This is a genomic window from Streptomyces sp. SPB074, from assembly GCF_000154905.1.
Lineage (GTDB): Bacteria > Actinomycetota > Actinomycetes > Streptomycetales > Streptomycetaceae > Streptomyces.
Window position 1 is genome coordinate 2858690 of sequence record NZ_GG770539.1, and the last position, 11603, is coordinate 2870292.

Annotated in this window: 9 protein-coding genes and 1 pseudogene; 5 read left to right on the forward strand and 5 right to left on the reverse strand. The window is 70.8% G+C overall.

Translation table 11 applies throughout. The annotated features are described in order from the left end of the window. Nucleotides 1–140 precede the first annotated feature (140 nt). The 5 genes and pseudogenes from SSBG_RS11710 to cseC all read left to right on the forward strand — a co-directional run. Nucleotides 141–563, forward strand: a pseudogene (locus SSBG_RS11710) (A/G-specific adenine glycosylase); the annotation flags it as partial. Nucleotides 564–780: 217 nt separating this feature from the next. Further along, nucleotides 781–1380, forward strand: a complete 600-nt coding sequence (locus SSBG_RS11715; protein WP_234010490.1) for a SigE family RNA polymerase sigma factor — start codon at nt 781–783, stop codon at nt 1378–1380. Between the two features lie 98 nt (nt 1381–1478). Further along, complete coding sequence (locus SSBG_RS11720) at nt 1479–2111, forward strand: hypothetical protein (protein ID WP_008746351.1); 633 nt, start codon at nt 1479–1481, stop codon at nt 2109–2111. A 119-nt stretch (nt 2112–2230) separates the two neighbouring features. Continuing rightward, on the forward strand, nt 2231–2944 hold the full coding sequence (gene cseB / locus SSBG_RS11725) for a two-component system response regulator CseB (RefSeq protein ID WP_008746352.1): 714 nt from the start codon (nt 2231–2233) through the stop codon (nt 2942–2944). Nucleotide 2945: 1 nt separating this feature from the next. Further along, nucleotides 2946–4340 (forward strand): two-component system sensor histidine kinase CseC, encoded by a 1395-nt coding sequence (cseC, locus tag SSBG_RS11730; RefSeq protein ID WP_008746353.1) that lies wholly within the window; start codon nt 2946–2948, stop codon nt 4338–4340. A gap of 155 nt (nt 4341–4495) precedes the next feature. Here the strand turns inward: cseC and SSBG_RS11735 are convergent, their stop codons facing one another. The 5 genes from SSBG_RS11735 to SSBG_RS11755 form a co-directional block, all read right to left on the reverse strand. Beyond that, on the reverse strand, nt 4496–5167 hold the full coding sequence (locus SSBG_RS11735; RefSeq protein WP_008746354.1) for a M23 family metallopeptidase: 672 nt from the start codon (nt 5165–5167) through the stop codon (nt 4496–4498). Between the two features lie 768 nt (nt 5168–5935). After that, nucleotides 5936–8461 carry an ATP-dependent Clp protease ATP-binding subunit gene (locus SSBG_RS11740; RefSeq protein ID WP_008746355.1) on the reverse strand — a complete coding sequence of 842 codons (2526 nt, stop codon included), beginning with the start codon at nt 8459–8461 and terminating at the stop codon, nt 5936–5938. Between the two features lie 917 nt (nt 8462–9378). Beyond that, the gene (locus SSBG_RS11745) at nt 9379–9714 is read right to left on the reverse strand and encodes a histone-like nucleoid-structuring protein Lsr2 (RefSeq protein WP_008746356.1); all 336 of its coding nucleotides are present in this window, start codon (nt 9712–9714) and stop codon (nt 9379–9381) included. Nucleotides 9715–10346: 632 nt separating this feature from the next. Then, nucleotides 10347–10895 (reverse strand): amino-acid N-acetyltransferase, encoded by a 549-nt coding sequence (locus SSBG_RS11750; RefSeq protein ID WP_008746357.1) that lies wholly within the window; start codon nt 10893–10895, stop codon nt 10347–10349. Between the two features lie 10 nt (nt 10896–10905). Further along, nucleotides 10906–11478: a BlaI/MecI/CopY family transcriptional regulator gene (locus tag SSBG_RS11755; RefSeq protein WP_037869523.1), complete on the reverse strand. Its 573-nt coding sequence runs from the start codon at nt 11476–11478 to the stop codon at nt 10906–10908. Nucleotides 11479–11603: the final 125 nt, after the last annotated feature.

An 11603-nucleotide genomic window follows, 5' to 3' on the forward strand; every position in this document is an offset into this window, starting at 1 on the left:
AAAAAAAAAAAAAAGAAAAAAAAAAAAAAAAAAAAAAAAAAAAAAAATGTAAACGTTAAATAGAAAAAAAACAAAAAAAAAAAAAAAAACAAAGAAAAAAAAAACAAAAAAACAAGTTCCCCCCAAAAAGCAAGACGACGACAGAGAATAGGCTCACGCGGTCAGCACTCCCGGAGGCCGAGGACACGGCGGCGCGCTGGGCGGCGGCGTCGATGGAGCTGGGCGCGCTCGTGTGCACGGCGAAGGGCGAGCGGTGCGAGCCGTGCCCGCTCCGGGACCGCTGCGCCTGGCGGCTCGCGGGCAAGCCCGAGCACACCGGCCCGCCGCGTCGCGCGCAGACGTACGCGGGCACCGACCGCCAGGTGCGCGGAAAGCTCCTCGCGGTGCTGCGCGAGGCGCTGGAGCCGGTGCCGCAGGCGGCGCTCGACCGGGTCTGGCACGATCCGGCGCAGCGGGCCAGGGCGCTCGACGGGCTCGTCGCGGACGGTCTCGTGGAGCCGCTGGAGAACGGCCGCTACCGGCTGCCCGGACACCGCTCCTTCCCGCCGCACCAGCCCCGCTGACCCCCGTCGCCCCCGCTCCGCGATCCCCCGGCAGGGGCCGCGTGAGCGCGGCCGGCCGCCGCTCCCAGGTGGGCTGTTACACAACCGATGGGTAGCTGTGCCTCCATCGACCGGCTACTCGGAAGGCTCCGTTACACCTGCTCCGTAGCGTCTGCCGTGTGCTCCGACCAGAGCACACGGGGACGCGGGGACCACGGGGACACGGGAGGCGGACGAGATGGCGCAGGCGACGGTCGGCGACGGGGTGCGGGACGAGACGGCGGGGGACGGGCTGCCCGAGGAGATCCTCGGTTTCGAGGACTACGTACGGGCGCGCCAGGACGCCCTGCTGCGCAGCGCCCGGCGTCTCGTGCCGGACCCGGTGGACGCGCAGGACCTGCTCCAGACCGCGCTCGCGCGCACGTACCGCCGCTGGCAGGGCATCGCCGACAAGCGTCTCGCCGACGCCTATCTGCGTCGCGTCATGATCAACACGCGGACCGAGTGGTGGCGGGCGCGGCGCCTCGAAGAGGTGCCGAGCGCCCAGCTCCCCGAGGACGCCGTCGACACGGTGCCCGACCCCACCGAGCAGTACGCGGACCGCTCGCTGCTCATGGACGTGCTCTCCGTCCTCGCTCCCAAGCAGCGCAGCGTCGTCGTGCTGCGACACTGGGAACAGATGTCGACCGAGGAGACGGCCGCGGCGCTCGGTATGTCGCCCGGCACCGTCAAGAGCACCCTGCACCGTGCGCTGGCCCGGCTCCGCGAGGAGCTGGAGAGCCGGGCGCGCGAAGACCGGGCGCAGGAACGTGAGGAGCTGGAGCGGTGCGTGGCCTAGTGCCCCGGAGGCCGTGGTGTGCCGGGCCCCGCGGCTTTGCCGCTAAGGCGGCGGGCGCGGCGCGTCCGCGTACGGCGGCGCGCTGGCGCGGGCTCGGCCTGGGGGCCACGGCGCTGCTCGCGGCCGGGGGCTGCGCCGTCGGGGGCACCGGTACGCGGGACGAGGGCCCGGCCCGCCCCGAGTCGGCGGCGCAGGTCAGCCCGGCCCCGAGCACCACCCGCAGCGCCTCGATGCCCGTGATGGGGCAGCAGCAGGTGGTGCGGCTGCTGCTCTCCGACGGCTCGGTGAGCGCGGAGACGAAGAAGGACCTCAAGCCGTGCGGCGGGCACGACTACCCGGTGGACGTGTCCTCCGGCGACCTCACGGGAACCGGTGCGCCCGATCTCCTCGTCAACGTCATGACGTGCGGGGACGGGGTGGGTGTCGCGACGTACGTCTACCGCAAGGAGAAGCCGGGGTACGTGAACGTCTTCCGTGCCGAGGACCCGCCGGTCTACGGGGAGATCGACCGCGGCGCCCTGGTGGTGACCAGGCAGCTGTACCAGAAGGGCGACCCGGTCTCGTACCCGTCGAGCGAGGAGGTCGTCACGTACGGCTGGCACGGGGACGAGTTCACGGAGTCGTACCGGACGCGGAACGACTACAGCAAGACGGTGGGCGGGGACAACCCGGACGGGGAGGACGACGGCGGGGAGGACTCCACCCCCGTACCGGTCTCTCCCGGCGGATGACGGTGCCGCGCTCCCCGGACGGGGCGGGAGCGGGGCGAGGCTTCGCGGGCCGGGCGGGGCGGAGCGGCCGGGCCCCGGCGGGGCGGGCGGCTGGACGACGGGAAGACGGACTGACGGGCATGGACGAGCAGACACAACGGCGGGCGGGGGCGCGCGTCCTCTTCGTGGAGGACGACGACGTGATCAGGGAGGCGACGCAGCTCGCCCTGGAGCGGGTGGGATTCCGGGTGACGGCGGTCCCCGACGGCCTCCAGGGCCTGGAGTCCTTCCGCGTGGCGGCCCCGGACATCGCGCTCCTGGACGTGATGGTGCCCGGCATGGACGGGGTGAGCCTGTGCCGGCGCATCAGGGACGAGTCCACGGTGCCGGTCATCATGCTGTCCGCGCGCGCGGACAGCATCGACGTCGTGCTCGGCCTGGAGGCCGGGGCGGACGACTACGTGACGAAGCCCTTCGACGTCTCCGTGCTGGTGGCCCGGCTGCGCGCCGTGATGCGCCGCTTCGGGCACGCCGGGGGCGGCGGAGAGCCGGTGGAGACAGGGGCGGACGGGCCGCTGCGCTTCGGGGACCTGGAGGTGGACACCGAGGGGATGGAGGTGCGGCGCGAGGGGAAGCGGATCGCGCTCACCCCCACCGAGATGCGGCTGCTCCTGGAATTCTCCGCGGCCCCCGGCACCGTGCTCAGCAGGGACCAGCTCCTGGAACGGGTCTGGGACTACGGCTGGGGCGGTGACACGCGGGTCGTGGACGTCCATGTGCAGCGGCTGCGCGCCAAGATCGGCCAGGACCGGATCGAGACGGTCCGCGGCTTCGGCTACAAACTGCGGGCCTAGCGTGGTGGAGACGGAGCGGGACCCGGGCGGGGACCGGGAGGAGCGGCGGGCGGGCTCCGCGGCGGGCCGGGCCGGGCCGCCGTGGCGGGAGCGGCTGCGCAGCGTGTTCCGTACCGGGCTGCGCTGGAAGCTGAGCGCGGCGATCGCGCTCGTCGGGGCGCTCGTGGCGATCGCGCTGAGCCTCGTCGTGCACAACGCGGCGCAGCTCTCGATGCTCGACAGCGCGCGGGACGTGCAGGACCAGCGCGTCCAGTTCGCCCAGCGGATCTACGAGACGACGGGGCGGCTCCAGTTCGGCGCGACGCTCGACGACCCGGGGCTGCCGAAGGCGCTGCGCGACCGGGTGGCGAAGAACCGGCGGGCGACGTACATCGCCTCCGGTCCCGGGGGACGGCCGGACATCTGGGCGGGGCTCCCGCTCAGCAACGGGCACGTCCTGTCCCTGCACACCCGCTGGTCGACGCGGAAGCAGCGGATCATGCAGGACCTCGACCAGGCCCTCGTGATCGGTTCGATCGCGGTGGTGCTCGGGGGCAGCGCGCTCGGGGTCCTCATCGGCGGGCAGCTCTCGCGGCGGCTGCGCAAGGCCGCGGCGGCGGCGCGCGAGGTGGCGCGCGGGCGGCGGGACGTGCAGGTGCGGCAGGCGATCGGCGGGATCGTACGGGACGAGACGGACGACCTGGCGCGGGCCGTGGACGCGATGGCGGACGCCCTGCGGCAGCGTCTGGAGGCGGAGCGGCGGGTCACGGCGGACATCGCGCACGAGCTGCGGACTCCGGTGACGGGGCTGCTCACGGCGGCGGAGCTGCTGCCGCCAGGACGGCCCACGGAGCTGGTCAAGGACCGGGCGCAGTTGCTCCGCACTCTCGTGGAGGACGTGCTGGAGGTGGCGCGGCTGGACAGCGCGGCGGAGCGGGCCGAGCTCCAGGAGCTGATGCTCGGCGAGTTCGTGGAGCGGCGGGTACGCACCTCCGACCCGGGCATCTCGGTGCGGGTGCTGCGGGAATCGGAGGTCGTGACCGACCCCCGGCGCCTGGAACGCATCCTCGGCAATCTCCTCGCCAACGCCGCGCGGCACGGGCGGGGACCCGTGGAGGTGACGGTGGAGGGCCGCGTGGTGCGGGTGCGGGACCACGGTCCCGGGTTCCCCGCCGAGCTGCTGGCGCAGGGGCCGAGCCGATTCCGCACCGGCAGCGTGGACCGTTCCGGGGGCGGGCACGGGCTGGGGCTGACGATCGCGGCCGGACAGGCGCGGGTGCTCGGGGCGCGGCTCACGTTCCGCAATCTGCTGCCGCCCGGCGCCGGGGACGATGCCGAGGCGGAGGGCGCGGTGGCGGTCCTGTGGCTGCCGGAGCACGCGCCGACGGACGGGGGCGGCGCGCCCGACGCCGTCTGAGGCCGGGACGCGGCAGGGCCCCGGCCCGGTCGACAGGGTGTGTCGCCGGGCCGGGGCCCTGGGAGGAGCGCTCGCGCGGTGCCCGCGCCGCTCTCGCGGAGCGGTTGCTCGCGGGGGTCGCGCGGCGCGCTCGCGGTGTGCTCAGCGCGTGCCGGTCAGACCTTCACGCCCATCTTGTGGAGGAAGTTGACGGGGTTGACGGCGGAGCCGTAGTTCGGGGTGGTGCGGATCTCGAAGTGGAGGTGCGGGCCGCTGGAGTTCCCGGTGCTGCCGGACTCCGCGAGGTGCTGACCGGTCTTGACGGTCTGGCCGACCTTGACGTCGATCTTCGAGAGGTGCGCGTACTGCGAGTACAGCTTGTAGCCGTGCTTGATGACGATGGCGTTGCCGTAGGCGGGGCCGTCACCGGCGCCGATGGGGCCGGCCTTGACGACGGTGCCGGAGTGGGCGGCCATCACGTTGGTGCCGGTGGGGACGGCGAAGTCCTGGCCGGAGTGCTTGTGCGCCCAGCGCGAGCCGTCGTTGCCGAAGCTCGCGGAGAGCTCGTACTTCTTGACCGGGTCGATCCAGGACTTGGCGGTTTTGGCGTGGGCGGCCTTGGTCTTGACGGCGAGCGCGGCGGCCTTCGACTGCGCGTCGGCCTGGGCGGAGACGCCGGTCGCGCTGACAGCCGGGATGACCTTGCTGGTCTGCGTGCCCGTGTCGGCGGCGACCGCGGCCCCCGCCCCGAGCACGGCGACGGCACCGACACCGGCGGCCATGAAGGCGGCGCGGTTGCGGAGACGGGCGGTGGTGCGGGCGTTCGAGGACGTGGTGCTCTTCGGCATGGGGGGAGTACCTCCGCGTGGGGGGATTCCGGCGGACTGCCGGGGCGACAACCCCATTGGTAACAAGCCACTCAGAACACCCGAAACAGGGCATCTACTAACAGAAGACGTAGCCACTGCCGGGCCTCCCCGGACCCCGGGAGGCTTTTCCACCGCCTGTGACGCGCCTTACGTGACGCCGCCCACAGAGGGAAAGCCCAGGTGGAATGGGGTGCGAGGAGGGAAGTACCGGCCATACGCCCGAGCAGACACGGAATACCCCTGGATCCAATGAGGACGTTTTGTACCTATTCATCCCCTAATGCGTTTAGTACGTGACGCACCTCCTGTGCCCCACGTCACCCATAGCCCCCTTTTCGCGCCTTTCGGGGCCGGGGTGGGAGTGACCGCGACCACGTCTGCGGGGGTGACGGGGGTGCCGTTCCGCTCCGCGGGGGCGGCCGAGGGTGGTGGCTCGGTCACGCCGTGCCATGGCCGCGGTCCACGCGCCACGTACGCGGCATCGTCTGGAGCCGGGTCGCCACCCGTCGGCCCTCCCGGGGCGGGCCGGGCCCCGCCCCATCAATCCGCGAGCCGCACGCCACCCCACCCGCGCCGGGCCGCAAGGCTCGTCCCGTCCCGGGCCGCGAGGCTCATCCCGTCCCGGCCGATCCGGCCCACCGAGTCACGAGGGCCCCCGCAGCGCACACCGCACACCGCGAAGGCCCCGCCTTCTCCCGGGCGGGAGAAGGCGGGGCCTTCGCGGTGGAGCCGGTTGCCTGCTGGGGCTCAGCTCTCCTTGGTCAGGTTGGGGCCGCCACCGGTGGCGGACTCGACCGGGGGTGCGTCGGGGAGCGTGGACTTCTCCTCGCCGCGGAAGGTGAAGGTCTCGTTCTCGCCTTCGCCCTCCGTGTCCACCACCACGATGTGACCGGGGCGCAGCTCGCCGAAGAGGATCTTCTCCGAGAGCACGTCCTCGATCTCGCGCTGGATCGTGCGGCGCAGCGGACGGGCGCCGAGCACCGGGTCGTAACCGCGCTTGCCGAGGAGCTTGCGGGCCGGCTGGCTGAGCTCGATGCCCATGTCGCGGTCCTTCAGCCGCTCGTCGACCTTGGTGATCATCAGGTCGACGATGCGGGTGATGTCCTTCTCGGTGAGCTGCGGGAAGACCACCGTGTCATCGACACGGTTGAGGAACTCGGGGCGGAAGTGCTGCTTCAGCTCCTCGTTGACCTTGGCCTTCATGCGCTCGTAGCCGGTCTTCGTGTCGCCCTGGACGGCGAAGCCCAGGTTGAAGCCCTTGGAGATGTCGCGGGTCCCGAGGTTGGTGGTCATGATGATCACCGTGTTCTTGAAGTCCACGACACGGCCCTGGGAGTCGGTCAGGCGACCGTCCTCCAGGATCTGGAGCAGCGAGTTGAAGATGTCCGGGTGGGCCTTCTCGACCTCGTCGAAGAGAACGACGGAGAACGGCTTGCGGCGCACCTTCTCGGTGAGCTGGCCGCCCTCCTCGTACCCGACGTAGCCGGGGGGCGAGCCGAAGAGCCGCGAGACGGTGTGCTTCTCGCTGAACTCCGACATGTCGAGGGAGATCAGCGCGTCCTCGTCGCCGAAGAGGAACTCGGCGAGCGTCTTGGCCAGCTCCGTCTTACCGACACCCGAGGGGCCGGCGAAGATGAACGAGCCACCGGGGCGCTTCGGGTCCTTGAGCCCGGCACGCGTACGGCGGATCGCCTGGGAGAGCGCCTTGACGGCGTCCTCCTGGCCGATGACGCGCTTGTGGAGCTCGTCCTCCATGCGCAGCAGGCGCGAGGACTCCTCCTCGGTGAGCTTGAAGACCGGGATGCCCGTGGCCGTGGCCAGGACCTCGGCGATCAGCTCCTCGTCCACCTCGGCGACGACGTCCATGTCGCCGGCCTTCCACTCCTTCTCCCGCTTCGCCTTCGCGGCGAGGAGCTGCTTCTCCTTGTCGCGGAGCGAGGCCGCCTTCTCGAAGTCCTGCGAGTCGATCGCGGACTCCTTGTCCCGGCGGACACCGGCGATCTTCTCGTCGAACTCGCGGAGGTCCGGCGGCGCGGTCATGCGGCGGATGCGCATCCGGGAGCCGGCCTCGTCGATGAGGTCGATCGCCTTGTCCGGCAGGAAGCGGTCGGAGATGTACCGGTCGGCGAGGGTCGCGGCGGCGACGAGCGCGGAGTCGGTGATGGAGACCCGGTGGTGCGCCTCGTAGCGGTCGCGGAGGCCCTTGAGGATCTCGATGGTGTGGGCGAGCGAGGGCTCGGCGACCTGGATGGGCTGGAAGCGGCGTTCGAGGGCCGCGTCCTTCTCCAGGTACTTCCGGTACTCCTCCAGGGTCGTCGCGCCGATCGTCTGGAGCTCGCCGCGGGCGAGCATCGGCTTGAGGATCGAGGCGGCGTCGATCGCGCCCTCGGCGGCACCCGCGCCGACGAGCGTGTGCAGCTCGTCGATGAACAGGATGATGTCGCCGCGGGTGCGGATCTCCTTGAGGACCTTCTTGAGGCGCTCCTCGAAGTCACCGCGGTACCGGGAGCCGGCGACCAGGGCGCCGAGGTCCAGGGTGTAGAGGTGCTTGTCCTTGAGGGTCTCGGGCACCTCGCCCTTGACGATGGCCTGCGCGAGGCCCTCGACGACGGCGGTCTTGCCGACGCCGGGCTCGCCGATGAGGACCGGGTTGTTCTTGGTGCGGCGCGAGAGCACCTGCATGACCCGCTCGATCTCCTTCTCGCGCCCGATGACCGGGTCGAGCTTGGATTCGCGGGCGGCCTGCGTCAGGTTCCGGCCGAACTGGTCGAGGACCAGCGAGGTCGAGGGAGTGCCCTCGGCGGGGCCGCCGGCCGTCGCCGTCTCCTTGCCGGTCTGGTAGCCGGAGAGGAGCTGGATGACCTGCTGACGGACCCGGTTCAGGTCGGCGCCGAGCTTCACGAGGACCTGGGCGGCGACACCCTCGCCCTCGCGGATCAGGCCGAGCAGGATGTGCTCCGTGCCGATGTAGTTGTGGCCGAGCTGGAGGGCCTCGCGGAGCGAGAGCTCCAGGACCTTCTTCGCCCGGGGAGTGAAGGGGATGTGCCCGGACGGGGCCTGCTGGCCCTGGCCGATGATCTCCTCCACCTGCTGGCGGACCGCCTCCAGAGAGATCCCGAGGCTCTCCAGGGCCTTAGCGGCGACACCCTCACCCTCGTGGATCAGCCCCAGAAGGATGTGCTCGGTGCCGATGTAGTTGTGGTTGAGCATCCGGGCTTCTTCCTGAGCCAGGACGACAACCCGCCGCGCGCGGTCGGTGAACCTCTCGAACATCGTTAATCGCTCCTCAGAGCGGTCAGGCAGTAAAGGGGTCGGTCCCCTCCCTGTCCTTCCGCAGCTTAGTCCCGCAAGCGGGGACCGCTCGGGTCCATCCCCGCCTCCGCGGGGACCAGCGTCCTTCCTGAACTGCTGAACGAACTCACTAACACTGATGGTGCGAGACGATGTTCCCCCAGGCCAAGCCGATACCCGCTCCATCGCTACGCCGATGGCGAACGCGGGGAGCCCAGGACCACCGCGTCACCCCTCCCTACTGGGAATGTCTTACCCCCGAGCAGGGACAGTCCATGCGACACGACCCCGCCCCCTCCGCTACGGGCGAACAGCCTTGCGCGCATCCGCCGGGCATTACCGGGCCGCGACGCCCACGAGGCGTCAACACCGGCACACTCTTCGTAACCCCTCGGGGCGCGCCGGAGTTCCCGAGCGGAGGGGAAGAACGCGGGTGATTCCACGGACGGGGGTACTGCGGGGTCCCACGGGGCGGGTGCGGTGGCACGCGCGGACCCGGCGGGAGGGGGCGGCGGGGCGCCGTCCGAATGTCGCCCGTACCGGGCTGCGGCTTCCGAGACAGGACCACGGGTGCGCTGCTCCGGGGCGGGGTGCCTGGAAGCCCCCAGCGAGGAGGCTCGCCCGGAATCGGGCTCACAGCCCCGGCCGGTCCCGGCGAGGGGGCCCTGCGGCAGTGGCGCGGGGATCACGAGCCTCTGGGAGTCCCGGTGCGGGGCGTACGGATCGGGCCGACGGCCGGACTCCCGCCTCCGCGCCTGTCTCCGCCTCCGCGCCTGCCTCTGCACGCCTGTTTCCGCCGCAACGTCACGAAAACGGGGGCATCGCCCTGCCACGTGAGTCCGGCCCGCGGGCCCCGTATCGCCGCGGGCCGCGCCCACTCCCGTATCGCATCAGGATGCTCAGCGGTGCGCGTCCTCGTACGCCTGGCGGACCGTGCGGGAGACACGGCCGCGGTCGTTGACCTCCATGCCCTGCTCCTTGGCCCAGGCGCGGATGGCGGCGGTCTCTTCGCTGCTGCCACTGGAGGAACGCGTCTTGGCGCGGCCGGCGGAACCGCGGCCGCCGGTACGGCGCCCGCTCTTGATGTAGTCCTCAAGCAGCCCGCGGAGCTTGTCCGCGTTCGCCGTGGTGAGGTCGATTTCGTAGCTCTTGCCGTCGAGCGCGAACGTCACCGTCTCATCGGCCTCTCCGCCGTCGAGATCGTCGACGAGAAGGACCTGAACCTTCTGGGCCACTGGATTTCCTTTCGGCCATAAATGCAGTACGCCGGAAAGCAAACCGCTTTTTCCGGGAAAACACAAACCCTTCGGAGATGCTGAGGAGAGACTGCGCAGACCCGGCCCTCGGGAAACATGCGCGTTTCGGACATAGGACGCAGCAGGTCCGTCCGGCGGGGAATGGACCGCGATTGCGATCGCGAAACAGCACGGGAACAGCAGCGGGAAGCGGGCGCGCCACGATGCGCGACGGTCCGGAACAGCACGGGAACGCGAAGGAAGACGGCTGCGGAAGGCCCCACAAGCTTTGGCCAGCGCCTGCCTTTGGCATAGGCGCGGCATAGACCCGGACATAGCCGGGGGCATAGGCGGGGCCAAAGCCGCGCCCATAGGCGGAGTGATAGGCGTACGGATAGACAAGCGACCGGCGCGCGCAAAGCCGCGCCGGTCGCGCGCCCGCGCGAACCCGGGAGCGGGGCCGGTGGCGCGTCCCTTCCCGCACGTCAGGGCGCGGAGCGGCTGCGGCGCGTCCTCGCGCGAACACGGTTCGTACGGAAAACCTGGGGCACACGGCGTACGGAGAACCGGACGCGACGCGTATCGGGAAGCGTGCGCCGCACGCGAAACGGAAGAGGGAAGGGTGCGCGCGCTCAGAGATGCAGCAGCATCCGGCAGTTGCCCAAGGTGTTGGGTTTCACTCGTTCGAGGTCGAGGAACTCGGCGACGCCTTCGTCCGGGGAACGGAGCAGTTCGCTGTAGACCTCGGTGTCGACCGGGGTCTCGCCGATCTCCACGAAGCCGTGCCGGGCGAAGAAGTTCACTTCGAAGGTGAGACAGAAAACCCTTCGGACCCCGATCCAGCGCGCGGTGTGGAGGAGCTTCTCCAGCAGCAGATGTCCCACTCCCGCGCCCTTGAGCGCGGGATCGACGGCGAGTGTGCGGACTTCGGCGAGGTCCTCCCACATGATGTGGAGCGCCCCGCAGCCGACGACCTCCGCGTTGTCGTCGCGTTCCGCGACCCAGAACTCCTGGATGTCCTCGTAAAGCGTCACGGTCGCTTTGTCGAGCAGGATGCCGCGCCGCGCGTACGGGTCGAGCAGGGCGCGCACGGCGGCCACGTCGGCGGTACGGGCGCGGCGCAGCGAGACGCCGGGAGCAGGGAGGGGGCCGGTGGCGGGCGGTACGGCTTCGCTGGACATGATCACGACGCTACCGCTCGCCGTCCTCCTCGGCGGGCCCGGGTGCGGGGGGCGCGGCTCCGGGCGCGGAGGTGCCGGGGGACGCGGAACCGGGAGCCTCGGGGGGCGCGGGTTCGGTGGGCCCGTGAGCGGGAGCCTCGGGACCCACCGGTTCGCCGGACCCGGTACCGGCAGCGGGAGCCCCGGAGGGCGCGGGCGTGGCCGGCGGAGGCGTTTCCGTCCCGGCCCGGGGGCCGGTGGCGGGTTCCGGTGCCGGGTCCGGCCCCTGCACCATGCGTACCGCGTCGCGCAAGGCCTCCTGCTGGTCGGCGCTCATCATGCGGAAGAAGGCGACGAGGGCGGCGGCACGGTTGTCGCTGCGGCCCCAGTCCTCGTTCATGAGGGAGGCCGCGTAGGCATCGCGGGTGGAGACGGCCTCGTAGCGGTAGGCGCGGCCCTCCGACTCGCGGCGGACCCAGCCCTTCTGGTGCAGGTTGTCCATGACCGTCATGACGGTCGTATAAGCGATGGAGCGCTCCAGCTTCAGGTCCTCCAGGACCTCGCGGACCGTGACCGGACGGTTCCACTTCCACACGCGGGTCATCACCGCGTCTTCCAGTTCTCCCAAAGGACGGACCACGCGTGCACTGTACGTGCGCGAAGCGGCACCATCTCTCCCATTCCCGGCAATTCCCGCCGTCGCACGGCAAAAGGGGTGCGTGTCCCGGC

What these genes read in the sequence shown, in the direction of transcription:
- SSBG_RS11715 (WP_234010490.1), top strand. Translation starts at nt 781, where the DNA reads ATGGCGCAGGCGACGGTCGGCGACGGGGTGCGGGACGAGACGGCGGGG.
- cseB (WP_008746352.1), top strand. Translation starts at nt 2,231, where the DNA reads ATGGACGAGCAGACACAACGGCGGGCGGGGGCGCGCGTCCTCTTCGTG.
- SSBG_RS11735 (WP_008746354.1), bottom strand. Translation starts at nt 5,167, where the DNA reads ATGCCGAAGAGCACCACGTCCTCGAACGCCCGCACCACCGCCCGTCTC.
- SSBG_RS11740 (WP_008746355.1), bottom strand. Translation starts at nt 8,461, where the DNA reads ATGTTCGAGAGGTTCACCGACCGCGCGCGGCGGGTTGTCGTCCTGGCT.
- SSBG_RS11750 (WP_008746357.1), bottom strand. Translation starts at nt 10,895, where the DNA reads ATGTCCAGCGAAGCCGTACCGCCCGCCACCGGCCCCCTCCCTGCTCCC.
- SSBG_RS11755 (WP_037869523.1), bottom strand. Translation starts at nt 11,478, where the DNA reads ATGACCCGCGTGTGGAAGTGGAACCGTCCGGTCACGGTCCGCGAGGTC.